This window comes from Pseudoalteromonas sp. SG43-6, from assembly GCF_014164365.1.
In the GTDB taxonomy this organism is placed as follows: Bacteria; Pseudomonadota; Gammaproteobacteria; order Enterobacterales; family Alteromonadaceae; genus Pseudoalteromonas; species Pseudoalteromonas rhizosphaerae.
Window position 1 is genome coordinate 39,459 of the sequence record NZ_JACJEZ010000004.1, and the last position, 25,477, is coordinate 64,935.

Here is a 25,477-nt window from a genome sequence, read left to right on the forward strand (position 1 = left end):
TAGGGAGGTATAACAACGCTAAGTTATTTATTTTATTTATAATTATTATTAGCTAAAGAAATGCTCAGGGTAAAGTGATCACCACGCAATCACTTTACCCATGGTATTAAATATTTTCGGCTTGTGCCGCTTGAATGGCAGTAAGCGCAATGGTATAGACAATATCATCAACCAAAGCACCGCGGCTTAAGTCATTGACGGGTTTGCGCATACCTTGCAACATTGGGCCGATACTTATCAAATCAGCACTTCGTTGCACCGCTTTATAAGTGGTATTCCCGGTATTTAAGTCTGGAAATATAAACACCGTCGCTTTACCAGCCACTGGACTATTTGGTGCTTTTTTAAGTGCGACATTTTCCATAATCGCTGCATCATATTGTAATGGACCATCGATGATCAGATCAGGGCGCTTTTGTTGCGCTAACTTTGTTGCCAGACGGACTTTTTCTACATCAGCCCCAGTGCCTGATGTGCCGGTGCTGTAGCTTATCATCGCTACTCGTGGCTCAATACCAAATGCGGCGGCTGAGTCTGCGGATTGAATGGCAATATCGGCTAATTGCTCAGCGGTTGGATCAGGATTAATAGCACAATCTCCGTATACCAGTACTTGATCAGGCAGCAACATAAAAAACACCGACGAGACTAATGATGACCCTGGTGCGGTTTTTATTAATTGCAGCGGCGGACGAATGGTGTTGGCAGTTGTATTTACTGCACCCGAAACCAGACCATCAACTTGACCACGCTCTAACATCATAGTGCCAAGCACAACGTTGTCTTGGAGCTGTTCAAGGGCAACCACTTCAGTCAGGCCTTTGCTTTTACGAATTTCAACCATAGGCGCAACATAGTCGTTGATCACATCATGAGGTTCGATAATGGTTACATTTTCGTTTAGCTCAACACCTTGTTGTATAGCGATACGTTCAATTTCTTCTCGATCGCCCAATAGAATGGTCTTCGCAATACCACGTTGACCGCAAATAGCGGCGGCTTTTATTGTGCGAGGCTCATTGCCTTCAGGTAACACTATAGTTTTTGCCGCTTGGCGGGCTTTATCCGTGAGTAAATAACGAAATGCTGGAGGTGACATTTTACGAGTTTTGCCGACACTTTTAGCAAGCGTATCTAACCAGTCAGAATCAATATGGCTGGCATTATGATGCTTTACTTTATCAATTCGTTGTACGTCATCGCACGGTACTTCCATATTAAAGTTATGCAGTAGCAATGAAGTACGCCAGGTGTCAGCATCTGTACTGAGGATTGGCAGGCCGGTGGCCATCGCTTGTTCGCACAAGGTCATGATCCGTGGCTCAGGTTTAAAACCACCAGTTAATAAGATAGCTCCTAATTTAGTGCCATTCATGGCTGATAAACAGGCCGCAACTAACACATCTGAACGATCGCCTGGGGTCACCAGCAGTGCGCCTGGGGTGAAATGATTTAAGATATTTGACACTGTTCTGGCACAAAATGTTACGCGGCGAAGACGACGATGAGCCATATCACCTTCGTTGATCACGTCAGCTTTTAAATACGCACATAAATCTTTAACGCGCGGCGCAACCAGCTCAAAATCCCATGGGATCGAGCCAAGTAACATAAACGGATGTTTTCTAAAAATAGGTAAAGATGCTAAGCGATTGAGCTCATTGTCAAGCTCGTCGGGTTTATGTGCTTCCACGAGATCGGCGCGTGCTCTGCCTTCATCATCCAGTGGTGCATTTACTTTATTAAAAATACAGCCTAATACGCGGGCATGGTCAACACTGCCATAATACCCGGCTGCAATTTCTAGGCGGTCTTCAATTTGATCGTTACTGTCATTACCAGGAGTGAGCACAAACACAATGTCAGCGCCGAGAGTTTGTGCTATTTCGCGGTTTACTCTACCTGCATAAGGTTGGCGGCGAGTAGGGACCATACCTTCGATAATTGCGACCACATCGTTGCCTATGGCATTTTCAAAGCGCTCAACAATTTCTTCAAGTAAATCATCACCTTTACCATCCCCGATCATTTGCTCTGCATAATTTAGTGCAAAGGGAGTAGGTGGTGTAATAGGCGAACCTTGGGTGACAATTTGTGTTGATTTTTCAGGGCCCGTTTCACCTGAGCGAGGCTGGGCTATGGGCTTGAAAAAATTAACTTTGACCGCTTTTTGTTCTAATGCACGCACTAACCCGACTGAGACCGATGTTAAACCAACCCCAGTAGAGATAGGTACTAGCATAATTCGACGTGCCATAATTATAACTCCTGTGCAATTGAGGCGGCATCAAGAGCAATGATCCACTCTTCATTTGTTGGCATTACTACTGCTTTTGTTTTTGCATTATTACTGCTGATAACACCTTGTGTGCCAAATCGGGCTGCAAGGTTGGCTGCACTGTCGCAATCAAGGCCAAGATAGCTCAGCTGTGTTATTACTTTATCACGAATAATATCGGAGTTTTCCCCAATACCACCGGTAAAAATTAACGCATCAAGGCGTTGCAATGGCACCATAAATGCGGCTATTTGTTTTGCTAAACGATAACAAAACATCTCCAATGCTAAAATGGCTTTTTCATTTCCGGCAACAGCAGCTTCTTCTATTGTACGACAGTCATTAGAAAGTTCACTGATACCCAGTAAGCCACTTTGTTGGTTTAATAAGTCATCAATTTGTTGTGCATCGTAGTTAAGTTGGGTGGTTAAAAAGTTAAATAAACCCGGATCAATATCTCCGCTGCGGGTGCCCATCATTAAGCCTTCTAGTGGAGTTAAGCCCATGCTGGTATCAACACTTTTGCCATTTTTAATAGCACACACAGAGCAGCCATTACCTAAGTGAGCGCTGATAAAATTACTTTGCTCAATAGGCTGGTTTAAAAGGACTGCTGTTTGACCTGAAACATAATAATGGCTGGTACCATGAAAGCCGTAACGTCTAACACCATAATCAGTATAAAGTTTATAAGGGAGGGCATATAAATAGGCAACATTGCCCATGGTTTGATGAAACGCGGTATCAAACACTGCTACTTGCGGTAGTCCCTTGAATGATGCTTGCGCAGCAGCAATGCCTAATAAATTAGCGTGCCCATGTAATGGCGCAAGCGTAGCGGCTTGAGTGATTCCTTTAATTACATCGTCGTCAATCAGTACCGATTTAGTAAAGTGCTCGCCGCCGTGAACCACGCGATGACCTACTGCAATAAGGTTTTCAGCTAAATGGTGTTCGTTAATAAGGCTAACTAAGGTATCGATTGCTGCACTGTGAGCTTGATTAGGCGCAAGTTCAATCAGTTGTTTTTTGCCAAGGTATTTGTATTTCACAGATGGCGACGATGAGCCTAGGCGTTCAGCAAGACCTGAAATGATTTCTTCAGATGTGGTGGCATCTAAAATAGCGAATTTTAAACTCGAACTTCCACAGTTCAGTACAAGAACATGATGAGGTGATGATTGCGAAGACATAACAGGATCCCATTTTTTGACAATTGCGCATTAAGCTTAGTTGTTATATAACCAAGTACTCGAGCATAGTGATTAAAGTAAAAGAGTCATTGGTCGATAAATTGCTATGGATATCTGTAATGACTATACTAAAGTCTAGTTGACTTAACGTGCGCTTATTTTAACTCATTAATTGTTTTAAGGTAAGTTTAAACCATGATCAAAAACACGTTTTGGACGAAAAAGGTGGAAGGGATTTTACACAGGAATGTTACCGTGAATATGATACACTCATTGCGGTAACATTAATAAATATACCAGCGACACCTAGGAGTCATGATGCAAAAAAGTGTGATGTCACAAGTCCAAACTGGTCGTGAATATGCAAAAAAATGGCCTATGCGTAAAGAATTAGCGCCTCTGTTCACGGAGTTTAGAGTGATCAAAGCCACCGAGCTGGCAATTACAGTAATGCCGATTTTGGCAATGCTCACTTTATTTATGCAAATTAATTATTTAGGCAGCAGTTTTTTACCTCAAGCAGTCGCTATCGCGTTGTTTTTTTTATCTCTACCGCTACAGGGATTGCTGTGGTTAGGCAAGCGTGCAGATACTGTACTTGAGCCTGCGATGGAGCATTGGTATAAAGAGCTTCATACAAAAATGGTAGCCAATGGCTACCAAGGGCATGTCCCTAAAGATAAACCACGTTATGCAGAGTTGGCCCATTTACTCAATGATATGTTTGATAAAATGGACCGCGCGTTTACCCGAGAGAATCTGTAACACGTTTAAATTGACTAACATAAAATGACAGGGTGACGACTTGCTCACCTTGTTGTTCTAGTTGTTGCCAATGTTCAGGACGAAACTTCCAAGCAAAGGGAGTCATGGTGATCAAGTTCTTCACATCTTTAAATGGCAAGCTTATCTGTTGTTCTAATAATGTTTGCTCTATAAGCTCAAACCCTACAGGCGCAGCAATCGGTGTATGCGCATTGACGTCTCGGTAAATATAGTGCTTGAGTTCTTTTAAATGCCAAGGGCCAGGGCTTGCAACTACCAATGTAGCGTCTGGTTTTGCTAATCGAGCCAATTCAGCATCAAATAATGGGGCAAAAATACTCACTAATACATCTGCTGAGCCATCATTAAATGGAGCTTGGCTGATTGATGCAACGCTAAAATTACAATTACTGTATCGCTTTGCAGCATATTTAACCGCTGATTTTGATATATCGACGCCATAAACGTGTGCAGTACATGCATTGGCAATCGCATGAGTATAAAAACCTTCCCCGCACCCTAAATCAATTACCTGTTGTGGTGCTTGCAGAGCAACTCGCTGTGCAACGGCATGTTGTAAAAACTGGTAGTGCCCAGTGGTTAAAAAAGCACGCCTTGCTTGTACCATGTCAAGATTATCGCCAGGTTGCTTAGAGTTCTTTTGTTGCACAGGTAATAAATTCACATAGCCTTCTTTTGCAGTGTCAAAGCTATGGTTGTTAATACATTTTAGCACTTTGGCATGTAACTCAAGCGATTGTTGGCAGAGCGGGCATTGGTAATCGAGACTCATGGATCTAGGTAATCCTTATCATAAAATGTTTTTACCCAATGTGGGCGATAGGTGATCAATAGGGTAATAGCCATGCCGTTTAACATCGCTTCAGGAAAGCAAATAATGACACATAAATAGAGATAGTTTTCACTTAACTCAAACCAATTGTAATTGCCGGTTAAATAATAAAATAAGCTAATGGTGATAATCTTAAAGCAGGCGATGAAAGCGGCGCAAATAAAAGTACATACAAAAATGTAAATGAAAAAATGCCGTGGTAATAGGTTATAACACAGTATAAATATCCCATAACTGACTAAAATGGGTAAGTAAGCGGTTAACAATAAGTGGATAGGTAATTGCGCAATGCTTATTTGATTGAAAGCCGTTAATAGCAGACTTGCTAGGGTGGCGCTCAATAATGCAAAGCGCCAGCCTAAAATAAGCGTTATGGCAGTTACACCTAAAATATGCAGTTCAAGACCGGGTAATATGCCGGCTTTAATTCGCCACAATAAGGCAAATGCTAACGCACAGACAAATAGGCCTGTTTGACGGGCTGGCGTGGTTATTAAATGTTGGTAGTGTGATTTATTGACACTCGACCAAAAAACACTGCCGATAACAAGCCAAGCAATTGCCTGAAGTTCAATGCTTATTATCGGGATTGTCGTTAGCTTATCCATTAGCGTTAACTAAAGGTTGACCATATTGGCGCATGATCTGATGGCTTTTCAATACCACGTAATTCATAGTCAATTCCCGCTTCAATACAACGAGCAGCCAAAGTTGGAGTCGCTAGGATAACGTCAATGCGTAGACCACGATTATCATCAAAGCCTCGAGAGCGATAATCAAACCAAGAGTACTGTTCGCTTGTGTATGGGTGAAGTTCACGGAAGGTGTCTGTAAAGCCCCAATCTAGCAAGGTTGCAAGCCATTGACGTTCTTCAGGCTGGAATGAACATTTGCCAGTTTTTAACCAACGCTTGCGATTAACCTCACCAATGCCAATATCAAGATCAGTAGGAGAAATATTGATGTCGCCCATGACAATGACATCCTCGTCGTTACTGTGGTGGCTTTGTAAGTGAGTCATTAGATCACGGTAGAACTGTCGCTTATACGGAAATTTTGTTTCATGAGTAATGTTATCGCCTTGTGGAAAATAGCCATTCATTACGGTTAGATCACGGCCATTTTCTTGGCTAACAGTGACGCTGATCATGCGCTTTTGTGATTCATCAGTATCGGTTGCGAATCCTTTAACCACAGACTTAGGTTCAGTTTTGCATAACATAGCTACGCCATAATGTGCTTTTTGACCATGAAAATAAACGTGGTAACCCATATTTTGAACATCTTCGAGTGGGAAAGCTTCATCATGTACTTTTATTTCTTGTAAGCCGATTATATCAGGCTGATGTTTATCTATGATTGCTTGTAATTGGTGCAGACGAGCTCTCAGCCCGTTAATGTTAAATGAAATTACTTTCATGGCTTGACCTTTAATTAGAGTTATCTTTTGCAGATTATGGCAAATTCTACCATCAATTAGCGTATGGTACATGCGCTTATTTATAATAATAAGCCGCTCAATTGTTGAACAAAGTATGAATTTTGATTAAACATTGTTAACGCTTTTTTAAATAAAAAATTAAATAAATAATTCGGTTGATTTGTAAACTTCGGTCTATATAATGCGCAAAAATTGCTCACAATATAACTCCACTTAAAGGTAAATCATGAAACTACAATTATTAGCATTATTCGTCGCAGCGACTGCTTTCTCTGAGACTGCCAGTGCAGCACATTATTATAATGCTGATCATAAAATTGAATCTAAATTATGCTCAATCAGTGCTAACGAAGGATTTACTGCAGCACGCAAAGTTGCAGCCCAGCACGGGGTGTATTTATCACGTTATTCAAAAAGTATTTTGTGTAATGGTGATGATATTCGTGATATTGCAAAAAAAGTGGATGATAAAGTTCGCCAAGAAAAAGTAATTGAAGTGTTTGCTAAAAACTCACAGGCAGAAACACAGCTATGTATTACTGCCTTGAAGCAAGGTTTGGCTCCAGTGAAAGAAAAAATAGCAAACTTAAACTCATTGATCTGTAATGGTGAAGTGGTTACTGAGTTTGTGAAACGATATCAAGGTGCGACAATTTGATTAAAAATGTAACGCACTAGCTCGTTTATCTAAAATAGCAGCGCTTTAATCGCTGCTATTTTACATTTTTATAGAATAACTTTTCCAACCTTTGCATTGATCTGGCATAATAGCGCGCTGAATATACCGCAACGTCTTGGTGCCTATGGTGACAAAATCTGCTACGAAAATGGCTACGAAACGAATCAGTGATGAGCAGCTTGTTGAGATCATTGAAGCGGCGATTTTTGTTGCGGGAAAACCAGTCAGTAAACGGCATTTAAAAGACACCGTATTAACTGAGTTAAGTGTGTCTATGACACGTATTAACCTCGCGATTGAACAGATCCAAATTCATTATCAAACCCGTGGTATTCGCTTAGTTGAAGTCGGTAGTGGATTTAGATTTCAGGCGTGTGCCAGCTTAGCCCCTTGGTTAAATAACCTTTGGCAAGAACGGGCGCCTAAATATTCCCGTGCACTATTAGAAACTCTTTCGCTTATTGCTTATCGTCAGCCGATAACTCGGGGCGAGATAGAGCAAGTACGTGGAGTGACCGTAGGCTCAACTATTATTAAAAGTCTGCTCGAGCGTGAGTGGATACATGTTGTTGGTCATAAAGAGGTGCCAGGTAGGCCCGCTTTATATGCCACAACCAAACAATTTTTAGATTATTTTTCGTTAACAGGTTTAGATAACTTACCGCCACTGCCAAAACAGCAGCAAAGTAAAATTGACCAGTTATTGAGTGATCCTTCTGTGAGAGAACTATCCGAATGAGTATACAAGGTGAAAAGTTACAAAAAGTCTTAGCAAGAGCGGGCGTAGGTTCGCGACGTGAGATGGAAAAATACATTGATGCAAATCGTGTCAGTGTTAATGGTAAAGTAGCAAAGCTGGGTGATCGTGTTGAAGAAACCGACCAGATCCGTGTTGATGGCCATACGGTAAAAATTGAAGAAAAAGCTGAACGTATCTGTCGCGTTGTTATGTATAACAAACCTGAAGGTGAGTTATGTACACGTAAAGATCCTGAAGGACGTAGAACAGTATTTGACCGCCTGCCGCGCGTTGATGGTGAACGTTGGATTGCTGTTGGTCGTTTAGATATAAATACCGCAGGTTTAATGTTGTTCACCAATGATGGTGAGCTTGCTAACCGCTTAATGCACCCAAGTTACGAAGTAGAGCGTGAATATTCAGCACGTGTATTTGGTGAAGTAACAGCAGAAACTATCAAAAATTTAACCAAAGGGGTTGAGCTTGAAGATGGTATGGCAAAATTTCTTACTATTAAACCACTGGGCGGCGAAGGTATTAACCGCTGGTATAATGTAACGCTGACAGAAGGGCGTAACCGTGAAGTTCGTCGTTTATGGCAGTCTCAAGACGTTGAGGTTTCTCGTCTTATTCGTATTCGTTATGGTAAGTTAGAGCTCGATAAACGTCTACCACAAGGTGGTTGGGCTGAGCTAGATTTAGAGACTGTAAATTACTTACGTAAAACAGTTAAGCTTGGCCGTGAAACGCAAACAAAATTATCTGTTATGCCTGAAAAACGCAAAGATAAACGCGCTAAAATTAATCAAATTCGTAAAGCAGTCAAAAAACATAATAATCGCGTTAAACAAACTAAACGCCGTTAATATCTGCCTTGCATTAAAAAAGCCGCTAATTAGCGGCTTTTTATGTTTAGTACTTGGTTTATACCAATCGACTTAAATATTTAACCATTCTAGCAGGCTAAATAAAGTGCTAATTGCGTTAGGGATTTTTTATGTAGAGCAATACATGTCAAAATTCCTGCCTTGTTATCACTGTATTTATCTGTCGCTATAAATGGTCAGTAACTTAACACGACTGGTATTATTTTTTTGTTTGCGCGTCTAATGATTGACCATTGACGTCTTTTGAATCATCACTCATTAAGTATAAATAAGTTGGCATTAAGTCTTCAGGGCAGGCTAGTTTATCGCGATCTTCGCCTGGATAGACACTGGCACGCATAGCTGTGTGGGTGGCGCCGGGATTAATACAATTTATCCGGATATTCGTTTTACCTACTTCACATGCCCATGTTTGCATCATTCCTTCAACTGCAAATTTTGAAATGGCATACGCGCCCCAAAACTCACGGCCTTGGCGACCAACCCCAGAAGAGGTGAAAATAATTGAAGCACTTGGAGATTTACGTAAAACTGGAAACATATATTTTGTGATCATCGCTTGAGCGGTAACATTCACTTTCATGATGTTATCAAACGTTGATGAACAAAAATGCTCAAGTGGACCCAGTGAGCCAATTATTCCTGCATTATTGAGCAAGCCATCTAGTTTACCAAATTGCTGTTCAATGGTAGCGCCTAAATCACGAAAGTTTTGTTTGCTTGCACCTTTTAAATCCATCGGTACAATCGCAGGTTTTGGCCCGCCAACGGCAATGATTTCATCGTATACCGCTTCCAGTTTGCTGGTGGTTTTACCCAATAATATAACCGTTGCGCCATGTTTGGCATAAGTTATTGCAGCCACTCGGCCAATGCCGTCACCTGCACCAGTTACTAAGATCACTTTGTCTTGTAGGGCATTATCAGCCGCTTTATAGGTTTGCATAATAAAGGTCCAAAAAATCAATTTGATTGATTTTAACATAGCAAAACACCAAGTTATCGAATTTATTGCAAAATAAGGTGGCGAAATTTGAAACTTTACGTTAACTTTAACTGGTCTAATGTCTTATTAATAACCTAATTACATTATTTTAACTAAATATTACGCGAAAACTTAAAAGAATTAGTAACAAAATTAGCTACACTTATTTATCAACACACATAAAAAAAAGATTACGTGCGGAGCAAACAATATGAAAAAAATGCTACTCTCACTTGCAATTACAGCTGCTCTAGCTGGTTGCGGCGGCGGTGAAACGTTAGAAGATGTTAAAAATGATACACCACCAGTTATTCCATCAGCTACAGTGAAGTTTGATCCCGCAAATGGGGTTATTTCAGTACCAAATGATTTATTAATGAGTGGTACAAAAGATGGCACTATAAATATCCCCGGTGAGTTGAGTGCTAATGGTGCATCAGTGCCAAGAAGCGCCTATGCTAACCCGTCACTGGCACTAGGTGCACTTGATGGCTGGTCTAGCCAAGTTCCCTATAAAGTAGATCTTACCTTTCCTGCGAATGTGAGCCTTGATGAAAGTTCGGCTGGTGCGCCGGGATCTGTGCGTATTTTTGAAGTTGTTATGGGCGCTAGTTTAACAGATGCAGATTGCGCAGCGGTACCCGCTGGAGCAGGATGTAAATTATTAGGTGAATTAACCTTTGGCGTTGATTTCATCACTAAAGCAAGTGGCAATGCGGTTGCTATTATTCCATTAAAACCGTTTAAAGCTGGCAGCTCGTATATTAATGTGCTGACGACTGAGCTTAAAGACTCATTAGGGCGTTCAATCCAGCCATCTTCAACCTACGGATTAGTAAAACAGGAAGCCCCATTAGTAACTGAATCGCAACTCGCGCTGCAGGGCGTGGTAAATAGCTATGAAAATGTACTTATTTCAGGCGGCACGATCACTAAAGATGAGATTATATATTCAGCAGCGATGACCATTCAATCTGTAGGTCCAGTGCTTGGTACTATTAAAAAATTGCTAGCAGCGAGCTTACAAAATCCAGCCTTGCCAACGCCAATGGTTCAAATTCCTGAACAACCAATGTTAACGGTTGAGCAAGTCTTTGCTTCACAAGGTATTACGGGACTTTCGCCAGCATTTGCAGGTGTTCAATATCAAAAAGGCAGCGTTACATTACCCATGTATTTATCTCAGCCTGAAGGAAAAGAAATTTCAGATTTAGCTGCTACATACTGGCAAGGCATGTGCGATAACGCAGTTGCAGTATTAGGGTATAAAGCAGCTGAAGGAGAAAACTTTCCGACAGCTCCAGTTAGTGTCAGCGATGGCACTTGCTCAGCATTAAGTGATGGACGATTACGTGATTTAGGACTAGATACAACAAGACATCTAACTAAATACAACTCAATCCCTAAAGTGCAAAGCCAGCAAGAAGTACCTGTTCAGATAACAAAACCTATTTTGCCTGTAATAAATTTTATCAGAACACAAAGTCTTGGTATGTCTGCACTTGAAATGCCTGCGGGTGGTTGGCCTGTGGTGATTATGCAGCACGGTATTACTTCTAAAAAAGAAGACATGTTGGCATTAACGGCTAGTTTAGCCATTCAAGGCTTTGCAACAGTTGCCATTGATCACCCGGTTCATGGTGAGCGTGGTATCGACGTGGATGATGATGGTATAGATGATTTTAATGCCTCAACTGGCTCTGTTTTGGCGTATATGAACTTGCAATCATTACTCGTTGCGCGCGACAATTTAAGACAGTCTGCGGCCGACTTACTAGGCCTGCGTTTAGGCTTAAACTTGACTAACGATACGTCATTGAATACACAAGACGTGTCATTTATAGGTCATTCATTAGGAGCTGTAGTAGCACCCGCTTTTATAGCACAAGCTAATACGCCACTCGATGAACAAGTTGATGGATTGTTCAAAGTGAACACTGTTGCTCTTGCCAGTGGTGGTGGTGGTATCGCCAGTTTCTTATTAGAGTCAGCGTCTTTTGGGCCATTTGTACAAGGCTCTGTTTTATTGGCCGCAGGTACGGCAGAATCAGCTGAATTTGCGACTTACTTACAAACTGATGCAGTATCTAATTGTGGTGTGTTTGCCGAAAACCAGCAAGCATATGTAAGTTGTGCTTATCCTGAATATATAACTTCATTAACTGTTGCAGGTGAAACGGCTAAAACGGCCAAGATCCAAGGTGTAATGACACAATTTGCATTTGCTGCACAAACGGTCCTTGATAGTGGAGATCCAACAAACTATGCGACCAGTTTGAATGCTCTTGGCACACCAGTTTATATGAATGTCGTGGTTGGTGATGGTGCAGGTAATCTTCCTGACCAAGTTATTCCACCAACAACCGTCAATAACCCAATTGCAGGGTCGCTAACACTTGCTAGATTAATGGGGCTTTCTACTGTGGCGACTACACAAGGGCCAAATGCTGAGCCTAGCAGTTATTTAGTTAAGTTTACAGATGGTGGTCACAGCTCGGTATTATCGCCACAAGCGAGTGCAGCAGTGACAAGTGAAATGCAATTACAGATTGCAACTTACTTAGTAACTCGAGGTCGTGCGTTATCTATTCAAAATACCGAGATTGTCACTGATTAACTTTTTAGAGTATTAAAATAAATGAAAAGCCACTGAAAAGTGGCTTTTTTTTGTTTGAATGGTAAATTAGGTCAAATTTTTGTTTGGAGAATACGATTGGAATTTCTATATGAGTACGGGCTGTTTCTAGCTAAAACGGCGACATTTGTGATTGCCGCCGCTGCGGTAATATTAATTAGTGTCGCTGCAGCGATAAAGCCTAAAAGTAAAAAAGGTGAGATTGAGATTGATGATATTTCTGAGCAGTTAGATGATTTGAAAAATGATTTTATTGCAAGCACCTTATCTAAAAAAGCATTAAAAGCACACCATAAAGAACAAAAGAATGATGCTAAAAAAAGCACTGATGAACATTCGAAACCACGATTATATGTACTTGATTTTAATGGTAGTATGGATGCTCATGAAGTCGATAGCTTACGTGAAGAAATTACCGCAATTGTTGCAATTGCCGATCCTAAGCAAGACAAAGTGTTGGTTAGGCTAGAAAGTGGTGGCGGGGTGGTTCATGGCTATGGACTTGCTGCTTCCCAGCTACAACGCATTAAAAATAGAGGTATTCACCTTACGGTTGCGATTGATAAAGTTGCTGCCAGTGGTGGTTACATGATGGCCTGTGTCGCTGATGAAATTGTTGCCGCACCGTTTGCTATCGTTGGCTCTATTGGTGTGATAGCACAAATTCCAAATTTTAATAAAATTCTGAAGAAAAACGATGTTGATTTTGAACAAATCACTGCGGGTGAGTTTAAACGTACCTTAACTTTATTTGGTGAAAATACAGATAAAGCACGGGAGAAGTTTAAAGAAGAAATAGAGCAAACTCATGACTTATTCAAACAGTTTGTTAGCAGTCAACGGCCAAGTTTAGATATTAACTTAGTGGCAACAGGTGAGCACTGGTTTGCGACTCAAGCGCTTGAAAAAGGTCTAGTCGATACTATAGAAACCAGTGATGACACATTACTTAAGTATCAAGATGAGCGACAAATATATAAAATTAAATATAAAGTTAAAAAGAGCTTAAGCGACAAGCTTGCTATCGGGTTGAGTAACACTGTTAACAAAACCGGTATATCATTATTGTCTCGTTTAAAAGGGCTAAACCCATAAAGGTTTCCGTTATTAAATGATAAAAAAACCCGCAAATTTGCGGGTTTTTTTCATTTATACACGGACAACTTTAGTCAGTTGATTTGTGATAATCCTCTAAGTCTTTGGCTGCATTTGGGTCGTTAAATACTGCCTCATCTAGTTCACCTTCAGATTTAGCAACCACACATGTCACCATACAATCGCCTGTGACATTGACCGCCGTACGAGTCATATCAAGTAACCTATCAACGCCAATAATGATGGCAATGCCCTCAACAGGTAAACCAACTTGATTCAGGACCATGGCAAGCATGATCAAGCCTACGCCAGGAACACCAGCGGTGCCTACAGACGCTAAAGTGGCGGTTAAAATTACCATTAAGTAATCTGAAATTGTTAGATCAACACTGAAGACTTGTGCAATAAATACCGTAGCCACACCTTGCATGATTGCTGTACCGTCCATGTTAATAGTGGCACCGAGTGGAATTGTAAATGACGCAACTGAATTTTTTGCCCCTAATTTTTTAGTGGCTGTTTCAAGTGTAATAGGCATTGTTGCACTTGAACTTGAAGTGCTAAATGCAAATAAACAGGCATGCTTCATTTTTTTCAAAAAGATAATCGGGTTTAATCCAGTTAAAAATTTCAGTAATAAACTGTAATTAATAAATGCATGGAAAAATAATGCAGCCACCACAACACCAAAATATTTAGCTAAGCTGACTATCAAGTTCAACTCGATAGTAGTGAATAGCTTCGCCATTAAGCAGAACACCCCATAAGGAGCCACATTCATTAATAAGGTAACTAACTTTAAGATCACGGTGTTTAAATCTTCAAAAACAACCGCTACTCGTTTACCAGCACTGCCGCCAAGAGCCATTGCAATACCAAATAGCAATGCGAATACAATTACTTGTAACATATTGCCGCTTGCCATGGCATCAATTGGATTGGTTGGGAACATGCCAATGATTACTTGTGCAAGAGTTGGTGCTTCTTTTGCGCTATAAGTCGCTTCAGAAGGTAAGTTAATCCCTTCCCCTGGATTAACTAATAATGCCAAGGTAATCGCAACCGTAATTGCAATTGCGGTAGTAATAAGATAAAGAGCGATTGATTTACCGCCTAAACGGCCTAATTTTTTCGGGTCACTTAAGCTACATGTACCACAAACAAGTGATACAAATACCAGCGGTACAACTAACATTTTCAAACTGGCGATAAATATTTGTCCACCAATATGAAATAAACCATCAACAAAAAAGCTCTTAATTGGCAAAGAGAATAATCCAAGTGGGATTAGAAAATCGTCTTCGCCAGCTAATATTGCTTGGAAAATGAAGCCTACAGCAACCCCCAGAAACATACCTATCATGATACGGGTGGTTAAACTCATTGAACGGATTTTTGACATAGTAACAATCTATTTTTTATAAATTTGCCATAGCCTACCAGCATGCAGATTTTTATACAGAAAAAATCGCTAAATATGAAAAAAAATATTGTTGAAAAAAACCATAAAAAAGTAATAAAAGTTGTGATTTTAAAGCTTGATATAGGTTAATATTGGGTAAATTTTATATTTAAATAATTAATTACAAACGCTAGGGAGAGGGCAATGCCTTTAATGCGATGGCTCAGTGTCATACTGTTGAGTTTTTTTATCACCGCGTGTGGTGGCGGTGGAACACTTGAAAAGGACGGTGGAACAATTGATGATGGTACTACTGCTGATCCCATTTATACCTTATCTGTTCAGGGTTACGTAAAAGCAAGCGATGAAACTATTAATGCAGTAACCGAAGCTGATCCGATAGATATAAAGATAACTCTATTAAAAAATAATGAGCCGGCAAGTGGGCAAAGAATCACTTTTACCTTGGCTGATAATATAGGTGCTGTAAATTTAAATTCTGCACTTACCAATAGCGAAGGGATAGCCACTGTTGAGCTTTCAGCTGGACTACAAGCAGGCGCTGGTGAGATAACGGCGACTTACACCGGCAATGACATCAATGTTAATAGCAGTTTTGCTTTTACATCTACGGGTGGGCAAGGAGAAAGTAACCAAGGTGCATTTACACTTAGTTTGAAAGGACTATCTCAATTAACTGCAGAGCCTACTAATACAGTTACTACTTTGAATAGTCTGGATTTACAAGCAACATTAAAGCAACAAGGAGAGCCTTTATCGAATGTTAGAATCACTTTTAATCTAGCTGACAATATAGGTGAAATAACGCCTTCTTCTGGAACGGCTTTAACTAACAACCTTGGTATAGCAACGGTTGAATTATCCGCTGGTGATGTCATCGGAGCTGGAGAAGCAACAGCAACGTATACTCATAATGGGGAAACAATAACTTCACAACCATTTAGCTTTGAGACCCTCATAGACGCAAGTGCCTCAGCAGATTTGGTTGTTACTTTACTTTCATCAGATAACACCGCAACACGAAACGTTACTTTTTCAGAACCATCAGTAGCTCAAGCTAAATTGCTATTAAATCAACAGCCGGCGGCCTTTAAGCTAATACAGTTTAATGTGTCAGGTTTTGGTATTCTAAACCCTTCAAATGGTACCGCTATGACCAACAGCGAAGGTATTGCTAAACTTGATTTACTTACAGGTTCTGAAGCGGGAGCAGGTAACATTTCTGCTAGTTATCTTTCTGAGTCGCAGCAAGTTATTAATTCGAATGCTTATACTTATACTGCTGCGGGTGATGCTCCAGTTCAAGGCGTGTCAGAAGACTTTAATGTCAATTTAAGCCTTACTTCATCTGTAAACTTATCTGACACGAATGAAATTAATGCACAGCAGAGCGGTATTATCAAAGCAAGAGTTACAGACTCAAATGGTGACCCCGTAGTCAATAGAGTGGTGAGTTTTACCTCGACGCTTGGTAGTTTACTGCCAAGCTCGGGCACTGCACTTACAAATCAAGATGGTGTCGCTACGCTCAATATCACGACAGGAACTATTGAAGGGGCGGGGCTTATAACAGCCCAATATGAAGCTGTAGAGTCTTCCATTGGCTTTTATACTCGGGGGGATGCGATAGACCCAAATCAAAATAATGCTGATATCGCTTTTAAAATTTTGATTAATTGCCAATCTGATTTTAGAACGACGCGAGACCCTAACTTATGCGAGGAAACAACGAGCATATCGGGCGAAGATGCAGCAATCGTGTTTATTGAATTAACAAAGCAAGGATCAACAACGCCATTAGCACAAACTCTTGTAACTGCAACGACGACTATTGGCGCTATTTCACCAAGCACTGGTACTGCTATATCAAATGAGAATGGTATCGCACTATTGGACCTTGTGCCTGGAAGGGATGTAGGTGCAGGCGAGATAACAGTTACTGTTCTTCAAAGCTCTATAAAAAAAGCATTTCAAATATCAGCAGTAGATGTTGATGTTAGTATCAATAGTTCTTTGGCAGAATCAGAAGTTTTATCAGCAGGTTCAACCGCTTTAATCTCAGTAAACCTGAGCAAAAATGGAGAAACCTTCGTTTCTCCATTATCTGTTGAGTTTACATCAGGTTGTGTTGATGCAGGCCTAGCTGTTATAGATGCCAGTGTGACTAGTATCGGTGGTGTTGCGCGTTCAACATATAGAGCACAAGGTTGTGTTGGCGCTGACTTAATAACAGCAACAGTTATTACTGGTGGTAATACTGTTTCTGCTTCTACGGTAGTGAACGTCTCTGCTGCAAATGTTGGCTCTTTAGAGTTTTTAGATGTATCTGAACCAGTTATTGCGCTTAAAGGTACCGGCGGCGCAAACAGAAAAGAAACCTCTGTTGTTCGCTTTAGGTTAATTGACGAAAATGGCAATGTACTCCCAGCTCGAACTGTAAACTTTAAGTTAGCAACGGAAGTCGGTGGATTGAAGTTAGGTCAGTTATCAGGTTTCACTGATGCTGATGGTGTAGTACAAACTGTTGTGCAATCAGGAGTAGTGCCAACGCCAGTCAAAGTGATAGCTTCCAGTGAGCAAAACGTTGATGGTGAGAATGTAATTGTAACAGCACCATCTGATGTTTTAGTGGTCAGCACTGGTATTGCTGACCAAAATAGTTTTTCACTATCTCGTTCGCAATTTAATGTGCATGGTTTAAATGTTGATGGCACTGAAGTCGATGTTAATGTTCGCTTAGCTGACCATTTTAACAATCCAGTGCCCGATGGAACTGCGGTTAGTTTTATTACCGAAGGTGGGGTTATTGAGCCCAGTTGTACTACATCTAACGGGGGATGTTCAGTTAAGTGGCGTAGTAGCAACCCACGGCCGTTTGCTGAGTTTATAGTTGAGGGCGGAATTACTCGCAGCTTTTACGGAAATACTATCGCAGATAAATGCGATAGTGGACTACCATGTCCGCTTGGTATTAAAAATAATGATAATACAGCGTTTGACTTACCTTTAGGCGGGAGAGCAACGGTACTCGCTTATGCTATAGGTGAAGAAACATTTTCTGATTTAAATGGCAATGGTTATTTTGATGAAGAAGACTTCTTTGATGATCTTTTTGATAAGCCAGAAGCCTTTATTGATAATAATGAAGATGGAACATTTGGTGGAAAAAATTGTGAAACCGCAGCTGAACTGTGCTCTGCGGCTAATTCTGCAGGGGATGAATTTGAGGAATTTATAGATTTTGATGGCAATGCCCAGTGGACTCAACAAAATGGTTTATACAATGGCTTATTGTGTCGCCCAGAAGATGATGCAGCAGGTATATGTACACGAGAAATGATAAATGTATTTCAAAATCAAGAGATCGTAATGTCGAGTGATAACGCTCACTTTAGATTGGTAACATATGCCGACGAATGTACTGATGTACAAGGCGTAACTGCTACAGAAGTACATGTTAATAGTGACATAAATAGTAACTTAGTACGTAAGGTACAAAATGATTTAACTAGCCAAAAAATGTGTCAAATAACTGAAGTGGATTTAACGTCAGCTACCGGCCAAGAGAGTATTAATTTGACCGTGTTTATTGCTGATATATTTAATAATCCATTGCCTGTAGGTACAGGAGTAACGATATTAACGGATAATGGTGTACTCAGTGGCGAGCCAGAAAATTATGCCTTCCCGAATACAACGAGTCGGGTTCCGGTTAGCTTATCATTTGCGCTTGGTCGTGAGCCTGCAGATAATCGCAATGATATCACAAGTGGCTTTTTAGAAATTAAAACAACAGCACCATCAGGATTAGTTTCATCTTTATCTGTATCAGTTAGAGATGATCCAAAAGTACCTTAAGATTGTTTAGTTTTAAAAAATGCCAACCATAAGGTTGGCATTTTTGTTGCTATTCTATATATTCCACTGCAAATACCTTAAAACACCGTTTTGTCTAAATTAACGACAATAATTGTTTAATTATTCATTAAAAGCAGAAAAGTTTGTATTAAAAGCTTGTAACAATTGGTGTTTGTAGATATACCTATAAATATTCGCGCCCGTAAATGGGCAAAACACATTTAAAATACTTGGTTAGAAATAGGCAACTATGGGCAAATCGCTAGTAATTGTAGAGTCTCCTGCTAAGGCTAAAACAATTAATAAATATTTAGGAAACGATTTTATCGTCAAGTCCTCTATTGGGCATGTACGAGATCTTCCTACCTCCGGTTCAGGCAAAACCAAAACGGCTGCTGTAAAAACACCTGCAGAAGTACGTAAAATGGCACCAGAAGAAAAGGCCGCGTACAAAAAACAGCGTGATTATACAAATTTAGTAGCTCGAATGGGGATTGATCCAGATAAAGGCTGGGAGCCACATTACGAAGTATTACCAGGTAAAGAAAAAGTTGTTCAAGAATTACAAAAGCTCGCTGAAAACGCTGACCAAATCTATCTCGCAACGGATTTGGATAGGGAAGGAGAAGCGATTGCTTGGCACCTGCAAGAAATTATCGGTGGAGAGCCAGAAAAGTATAAGCGTGTCGTATTCAATGAGATAACTAAAAATGCCATTCAGGCCGCCTTTGAGGCCCCTGGTGAGCTAAATACCGACATGGTCTATGCCCAGCAGACTCGTCGCTTTTTAGATCGTGTTGTAGGCTTTATGGTATCGCCATTATTGTGGCAAAAAGTTGCCCGTGGTTTATCCGCTGGACGAGTACAGTCTGTCGCAGTACGTTTGTTAGTTGAGCGCGAGCGTGAAATTAAAGCGTTTATTCCTGAAGAGTTCTGGGATATTCATGCCGATGTGAAAAATACCGAGTCGGCACTTCGTTTAGAGGTGTTCAAACAAGGTGATAAAGCCTTTAAGCCAGTCAATGAAGCGCAAGCTATGGCAGCTACTGCATCTTTAGAGCAAGCTGAATATAAAGTTGTTAGTGTTGAGGAAAAGCCAAGTAAAAGTCGTCCTAGTGCGCCACTAATTACTTCAACAATGCAACAAGCTGCGAGTACGCGTTTAGGCTATGGCGTTAAAAAGACCATGATGTTAGCGCAACGTTTGTATGAAGCAGGTTATATCACCTATATGCGAACTGACTCAACCAACTTGTCGAAAGATGCAGTTGCAATGTGTCGCGAGTATGTTTCGCAGCAGTTTGGTGATAAGTATTTACCAAAAGAAGCTATTAGTTATAGTTCAAAAGGCAATGCACAAGAGGCGCATGAGGCGATCCGTCCTTCAAGTGTTACTGTATTATCTGGTCACCTAGATGGCGTAGACCCGGATGCTAAAAAGCTTTATGAATTAATTTGGCGTCAATTTGTTGCGTGTCAAATGGTCCCTGCTGAATATGACTTAACAACATTAACTGTTACTGCCGCCGATTTCCAATTAAGAGCCAAAGGACGGGTGTTACGTTTTGATGGTTGGACTAAAGTACAACCAGCAGTTCGAAAAAAGAACGAAGAAGATCAATCACTACCAGCTATTAAAGAAGGCGAGATATTAAGCCTTGTTGAACTTGATCCAAAACAGCATTTTACTAAGCCGCCAGCACGCTTTAGTGAAGCGAGTTTAGTAAAAGAACTTGAAAAACGTGGTATTGGTCGTCCATCTACCTATGCATCAATTATTTCAACGATACAAGATCGTGGATATGTCCGTGTTGAAAACCGTCGTTTCTTTGCAGAAAAAATGGGTGAAATTGTCACCGATCGTTTAGTTGAGAACTTTACTGATCTGATGAACTTTGACTTTACTGCAAAAATGGAAGGCCGGTTAGATGATATCGCTGAAGGTGAGCGTGTCTGGACACAGGTACTTGACAAGTTTTACGCTGATTTTTCTACACAACTGACTTTAGCCAGTGGTGAAGAAGATGAAGGTGGGATGCGTAAAAATGAAATGGTCGAAACTGATATTGACTGTCCAACATGTGGCAGAAAAATGGGTATTCGAACAGCTTCTACTGGCGTTTTCTTAGGCTGTACAGGCTATAATTTACCGCCAAAAGAACGTTGTACTACCACTATGAACTTAGTGTCAGGTGATGAAGCGGTTGCCGCTGACGTTGAAGATGTCGAAACCGAAACATTGATGCAAATGAAGCGTTGCCCAATTTGTGAAACGGCAATGGATTCATACCTGATAGATGAAACTCGTAAATTACATGTTTGTGGTAATAACCCTGCTTGTAAGGGTTATGTCGTTGAGCAGGGCACGTTTAAAATTAAAGGCTATGATGGCCCTATCATTGAATGTGATAAATGCTCATCAGATATGCAGCTTAAATCAGGGCGCTTTGGTAAATACTTTGGCTGTAGTAATGATGAGTGTAAAAACACCCGTAAATTACTGCGTAACGGCGAAGCAGCGCCACCAAAAGAAGACCCTGTTCAGTTACCAGAGTTAGAGTGTGAAAAATCTGATGCATACTTTGTGCTACGTGACGGCGCTGCAGGTATTTTCTTAGCAGCGAATACCTTCCCTAAATCACGTGAAACTCGTGCCCCTAAAGTGGAAGAGTTACAGCGTTTTAGAGATCGTATTTCACCTAAGTTTTATTATCTAGCTGATGCACCAGTAAAAGATCCTGATGGTAACTTAGCAATTGTTCGTTATAGCCGTAAGAATAAAGAACAATATGTAATGACTGAGGTTGACGGTAAAGCAACAGGCTGGACTGCACATTTCAATGCAGGAAAGTGGGTTGAAGAGGCAAAGAAGAAAGCCGCACCTAAGAAAAAACCAGCCGCTAAAAAGGCAACAGTCAAGAAAGCCGCACCTAAAAAAGCCGCTGCAAAAACAAAAAAGGACGCTGAGTAGAATACTAAGCTCTGAAAACAAAAAAACCGGAATGCACACTCTTGTGTCAATTCCGGTTTTTTTATATCAAAAATTATGCCTTTAGAGGCATTTTTGACGTTAGATTTTTACGTCAGTGACTTTTTTATAGCCTTCTGATTCAAGTTCATCATTTACGCACTTTAGTACGTATGGTTTAAGCTCTTCATTGCTGATGTCGTCGTCTTTAGCCCAGTTTAAACACATCTCAGTGTATTCTTTAATTGTTTCGGCGGAAGCTTCAACAGCATCGTCAGCAACAGCAAAAGTTGCATAAACTGCAAATAATGGCGCTACGATAAGCGCTAGCAATGCTTTTTTCATTCGTGTATTCCTAAAAAATGTAGTGACTGCTGTTTTATATTCAAAAACAACAGTGATCCAATCAAGCAACATGCTGTTGGTAAGTGATTCTTAAACGAAATGACAATAAAAGATAACGAAATATTTTTATCGTAAAGACAAATATAATGTAATAAGAGACGGTAAAATAATGAGAAACTTATGTTAATCAATGCTATCTTACGCCAGCTATCAATTTAGGAATAATTATGTCTCAAAGCCAACTACCTGACACCACACCTCGTGTTGCATCTAAACTAGAACAGTTTGTTGAAAGCTTTATTTTTCGAGCCCGCTGGCTACTAGCTCCCTTTTTTATAGGCTTACTCGTTGCAATTGTACTGTTACTTTTGAAGTTTTTTAAATACCTGTATCAAATGGCGATAAATACATTTAGCGCTACTAATGAGCAACTACTGGTGGGTATTTTGACCTTGGTTGATACCGCATTACTGGCAGGATTATTATTAATAATTATTTTTAGTGGCTATGAAAATTTTGTTTCTAAATTAAATATTGGTAATCATGAAGATCGCCCTGCATGGATGGGTAAAGTAGGTTTTTCTGGTCTTAAAATGAAATTGATCAGCGCAATTGTTGCCATTTCTGCAGTCGAACTGTTAAAGGTGTTTATAAGCTCTACTAGTCACTCAAGTGATGAATTGATGTGGAAAGTAATAATTCATGTTACTTTTGTGATATCAGGTGTGCTATTTGCTCTCACTGATTTTATAAATAGCAAAACTCACAATCATTAAATAGCAGATAACGCAACGCTATCTGCCTATATGTTTTGTTATTTAAAGATACTCAACCACATAGCCTTTAAACTCGGTTCTTTTGCGTACATATTCATACCCATTTTAAAAATACGAGCGGCAAATACACGTAAGTAATAAAAACAGCCAATACTGAGAAGCAGGGATAAGAGTGCTTGCCAAATTGGTATTTCAACTAATGACATACGCACCGGCATAACCGCAAATGCCGTGATCGGCAAGTAACTAAGCACGATTGTTAAAACACTGTTTGGTGCATCGATAACAAAAAATGCAATCACAATAGGTGCCAATGGCAGCATCATTAAGGCACTTTTACTACTGTGATTAGGATCATCAATACCCGCTGCGATCGCAGCCATAAATGCAGCGCAGATGCCAAGACCTACAATCGCATAGGCTAACAACCAAGGCAGTAATGACCAATTAATAAAGTCTAAATTGAGGGCTTGTTGTTTAATGATAACAGTAAAAAATAGCATCGATAAAATAATCGATAGCAAGGTGCCAATCATGGTTTTTACTGCAAGTAATATTTGCCCAAGTAGCTTACCATCTATCCATGTTTGTGGTGTCATGGTGGCTAGCAATTGCTCCGTTACGCGGTTTTGCTTTTCACCGGTAATACTGACAAAGAGTTGGCCAAAGATCCCAAACATCGCAACAAATAATAATATCAGTACCCCAAATGCTGTGTATGTTTGACTACGATCAGCTTGATTTTTCAAAAGCTCGTCAAGTACCCTATGTTCAATTGAAATATTTTTCGTCAATCCTAGTCGTTGTTGCTCGCTTAAGCCTAAGCTATCAAATTGAGCTTGTTGCAATTGCGCTCTAAGGAGCGATTGCAATGTTGTTTGCCATGCTGATTTTACAGCCGTTATTAACGTATATGAGTGAGTCGCTTGGTCAAACTTAAGTACGCCATCATAGCCAGTATCCTCAGCTAAATTTGCAATGATGGCAGTTAAATCATCATGTTTGGTAAACTTAAATTGTGTCGATGTAGGCTCTGTTTTGACGCTAAACTCGAGGTTGCTTGCTAAATGATAACCTTGTTCAAGTTGACTGTTTGCAGTGGCAAAAAAATAAATAACTCCAGCAATAGCGAGCATGATCAACTTCGAAATAATTTCTTGTTTTAATTTAAAAAAATGCAAGAACTCCCATTTTGCAACAATCCAGAGCTGTTGCTGTGTAAGTGATGATTTATTCATAGCGTCGTTCCTTGATCCAGTTTAGCGTTATGCTCAGCTACTGCGTGTAAATAAATTGCATGCAGTGACTGAGCTTTATTTTTGAATTCACATATTTCCCCGATGCTGATTAACTGAGGAAGTAACTGGTTAAGTGATTGGTGTTGCTTTAGGGTGATAGTTAGTTGCTGTACTTTTATTTGCTCAACACAATAATGTTCACATAGTTGCTCAAAGTAAGTTTGATTAATTGGATCGTTGAATACGACTTGAATACTATTATTTTGCGCGCTTTGAAGTATATTACTGAGTTTGCCGTATAAAACACTTTCACCTTGATTTAATAGCAATACCCGATCAGCAAGTTTTTCTACCATCGCCATCTGATGTGCACTTAAAATAACGGTCATGCCTTGCTGTTTTAATTGCGCTAAAAATTCAACAACTAATTCCTGGTTAATAGGATCTAAGCCAGAAAATGGCTCATCTAAAATCACCCATTTGGGCTTATGTAAAATTGCAGTGATCAATTGGATTTTTTGTTGGTTCCCTTTAGAAAGTGATTTTAAGGGGTCATTCAAGCGCGAAGTTAAATTAAACTTCGCTAACCAATAGTCACAGCGCTGCGTAAATTCGCTATCTTTTACGCCGTGTAATGCTGCAAAAAATTGTAGGTTTTGTTTTATTGTTTTTTCTGGATAGAGACCTCGGTCTTCTGGTAGATAGCCCAGTAAGTGTGCCGGAATCGATGAATACGCTTGTCCTGCATCATTGAGTTGAATAGAGCCACTATCTGGAGAAGAAAAACCAACGATCATTTTTACTAATGATGATTTCCCCGCACCATTGGGGCCAAGTAAAGCAAAAATCTCTCCTGGTTGCACATCAAATGACAGCTTATTCACCGCAGTAACCGTTTTATAGTGTTTTTCAAGGTTGTTAATAATTAACGACATGTGACCCTACAATATTGTTTTTTTGAGTTTAATCGGTTACAACCAAGAATGTAACTACTACCAGAGATGAAATTGTAAGCAAAGATTATGCAATAATTAAATAAGAAGTGTGCAGACACTGCAGTTAATACATATTTGCAAAGCTAATATAGTAAAATTACAAGTTGATTAACTTTTCCTTGATGATAGTTGGGTATTTATTAATATTATTTTCAATTGATTAATAATGAGTGCTGTAGTCTTACAGTTACTTTAGATGCGGTTCATGATGAAGCAAAACGACGGATAGTTTCGCTTTAATGAGCGGTATGATTTAGTCACTTAGGGTGCAAATCTTCGCCATTATAGGCATAATGAACGCGATATTTCGCGAATTCGGTGTAA

19 protein-coding genes are annotated in these 25,477 nt (G+C 40.1%); 9 read left to right on the top strand and 10 right to left on the bottom strand.

Annotation, left to right across the window (positions count from 1 at the left end; translation table 11 throughout):
• Nucleotides 1-106 precede the first annotated feature (106 nt).
• Nucleotides 107-2,257 (bottom strand): phosphate acetyltransferase, encoded by a 2,151-nt coding sequence (gene pta / locus H5201_RS02430; RefSeq protein WP_182759802.1) that lies wholly within the window; start codon nt 2,255-2,257, stop codon nt 107-109.
• A gap of 2 nt (nt 2,258-2,259) precedes the next feature.
• Entirely contained in the window at nt 2,260-3,471 is a 1,212-nt protein-coding gene (locus H5201_RS02435) for an acetate kinase (protein WP_182717894.1), read from the bottom strand.
• A gap of 318 nt (nt 3,472-3,789) precedes the next feature.
• Between H5201_RS02435 and yfbV the strand changes: the two genes are divergently transcribed.
• Nucleotides 3,790-4,236 (top strand): terminus macrodomain insulation protein YfbV, encoded by a 447-nt coding sequence (gene yfbV / locus H5201_RS02440; protein ID WP_145234096.1) that lies wholly within the window; start codon nt 3,790-3,792, stop codon nt 4,234-4,236.
• Here the strand turns inward: yfbV and rlmA are convergent.
• From rlmA to xthA, 3 genes are read right to left on the bottom strand one after another with little or no spacing between them, the layout of a single operon-like run.
• Nucleotides 4,217-5,029 (bottom strand): 23S rRNA (guanine(745)-N(1))-methyltransferase, encoded by an 813-nt coding sequence (gene rlmA / locus H5201_RS02445; protein ID WP_145233741.1) that lies wholly within the window; start codon nt 5,027-5,029, stop codon nt 4,217-4,219. The two genes, yfbV and rlmA, sit on opposite strands and share 20 nt — an antisense overlap.
• Nucleotides 5,026-5,673: an energy-coupling factor ABC transporter permease gene (locus H5201_RS02450; protein ID WP_182783681.1), complete on the bottom strand. Its 648-nt coding sequence runs from the start codon at nt 5,671-5,673 to the stop codon at nt 5,026-5,028. The genes rlmA and H5201_RS02450 overlap by 4 nt, the downstream gene beginning before the upstream one ends.
• 29 nt (nt 5,674-5,702) lie before the next feature.
• Nucleotides 5,703-6,509: an exodeoxyribonuclease III gene (xthA, locus tag H5201_RS02455; RefSeq protein ID WP_182783630.1), complete on the bottom strand. Its 807-nt coding sequence runs from the start codon at nt 6,507-6,509 to the stop codon at nt 5,703-5,705.
• 247 nt (nt 6,510-6,756) lie between these two features.
• Here xthA and H5201_RS02460 point away from each other — a divergent pair, with 247 nt between their 5' ends.
• The 3 genes from H5201_RS02460 (at nt 6,757) to rluB (ending at nt 8,814) form a co-directional block, all read left to right on the top strand.
• Nucleotides 6,757-7,188 carry an exonuclease III gene (locus H5201_RS02460; RefSeq protein WP_145233745.1) on the top strand — a complete coding sequence of 144 codons (432 nt, stop codon included), beginning with the start codon at nt 6,757-6,759 and terminating at the stop codon, nt 7,186-7,188.
• A gap of 169 nt (nt 7,189-7,357) precedes the next feature.
• Complete coding sequence (gene scpB, locus H5201_RS02465) at nt 7,358-7,948, top strand: SMC-Scp complex subunit ScpB (protein WP_149981032.1); 591 nt, start codon at nt 7,358-7,360, stop codon at nt 7,946-7,948.
• The gene (gene rluB, locus H5201_RS02470) at nt 7,945-8,814 is read left to right on the top strand and encodes a 23S rRNA pseudouridine(2605) synthase RluB (protein WP_145233749.1); all 870 of its coding nucleotides are present in this window, start codon (nt 7,945-7,947) and stop codon (nt 8,812-8,814) included. The genes scpB and rluB overlap by 4 nt, the downstream gene beginning before the upstream one ends.
• A 220-nt stretch (nt 8,815-9,034) precedes the next feature.
• Here the strand turns inward: rluB and H5201_RS02475 are convergent, their stop codons facing one another.
• Nucleotides 9,035-9,781 carry a YciK family oxidoreductase gene (locus tag H5201_RS02475; protein WP_182734863.1) on the bottom strand — a complete coding sequence of 249 codons (747 nt, stop codon included), beginning with the start codon at nt 9,779-9,781 and terminating at the stop codon, nt 9,035-9,037.
• A gap of 250 nt (nt 9,782-10,031) precedes the next feature.
• Between H5201_RS02475 and H5201_RS02480 the strand changes: the two genes are divergently transcribed.
• Together H5201_RS02480 and sohB are read left to right on the top strand one after the other, a co-directional pair.
• Nucleotides 10,032-12,437 carry a VolA/Pla-1 family phospholipase gene (locus H5201_RS02480; RefSeq protein WP_182783632.1) on the top strand — a complete coding sequence of 802 codons (2,406 nt, stop codon included), beginning with the start codon at nt 10,032-10,034 and terminating at the stop codon, nt 12,435-12,437.
• 96 nt (nt 12,438-12,533) lie between these two features.
• Nucleotides 12,534-13,550 carry a protease SohB gene (sohB, locus tag H5201_RS02485; protein ID WP_182783635.1) on the top strand — a complete coding sequence of 339 codons (1,017 nt, stop codon included), beginning with the start codon at nt 12,534-12,536 and terminating at the stop codon, nt 13,548-13,550.
• A gap of 70 nt (nt 13,551-13,620) precedes the next feature.
• On the opposite strand, the gene H5201_RS02490 is transcribed toward sohB, so the two are convergent.
• A complete protein-coding gene (locus tag H5201_RS02490; RefSeq protein WP_182739241.1) occupies nt 13,621-14,952 on the bottom strand; it encodes a dicarboxylate/amino acid:cation symporter in 1,332 nt (443 codons plus the stop codon).
• Nucleotides 14,953-15,156: 204 nt separating this feature from the next.
• Here H5201_RS02490 and H5201_RS02495 point away from each other — a divergent pair, with 204 nt between their 5' ends.
• A complete protein-coding gene (locus H5201_RS02495) occupies nt 15,157-18,831 on the top strand; it encodes an Ig-like domain-containing protein (RefSeq protein ID WP_182739242.1) in 3,675 nt (1,224 codons plus the stop codon).
• Nucleotides 18,832-19,081: 250 nt separating this feature from the next.
• Complete coding sequence (gene topA, locus H5201_RS02500; RefSeq protein WP_182739243.1) at nt 19,082-21,802, top strand: type I DNA topoisomerase; 2,721 nt, start codon at nt 19,082-19,084, stop codon at nt 21,800-21,802.
• 99 nt (nt 21,803-21,901) lie between these two features.
• Here topA and H5201_RS02505 read toward each other — a convergent pair whose 3' ends face one another.
• Nucleotides 21,902-22,144 (bottom strand): hypothetical protein, encoded by a 243-nt coding sequence (locus H5201_RS02505; protein ID WP_149981038.1) that lies wholly within the window; start codon nt 22,142-22,144, stop codon nt 21,902-21,904.
• A 227-nt stretch (nt 22,145-22,371) separates the two neighbouring features.
• Here H5201_RS02505 and H5201_RS02510 point away from each other — a divergent pair, with 227 nt between their 5' ends.
• A complete protein-coding gene (locus H5201_RS02510) occupies nt 22,372-22,920 on the top strand; it encodes a TIGR00645 family protein (protein WP_145233766.1) in 549 nt (182 codons plus the stop codon).
• Nucleotides 22,921-22,958: 38 nt separating this feature from the next.
• Here the strand turns inward: H5201_RS02510 and H5201_RS02515 are convergent, their stop codons facing one another.
• Both H5201_RS02515 and H5201_RS02520 read right to left on the bottom strand, forming a co-directional pair.
• Nucleotides 22,959-24,158: an ABC transporter permease gene (locus H5201_RS02515; RefSeq protein ID WP_182783637.1), complete on the bottom strand. Its 1,200-nt coding sequence runs from the start codon at nt 24,156-24,158 to the stop codon at nt 22,959-22,961.
• Nucleotides 24,155-25,093, bottom strand: a complete 939-nt coding sequence (locus H5201_RS02520) for an ABC transporter ATP-binding protein (protein ID WP_182783639.1) — start codon at nt 25,091-25,093, stop codon at nt 24,155-24,157. Before H5201_RS02520 ends, H5201_RS02515 begins: the two co-directional genes overlap by 4 nt.
• Nucleotides 25,094-25,477: the final 384 nt, after the last annotated feature.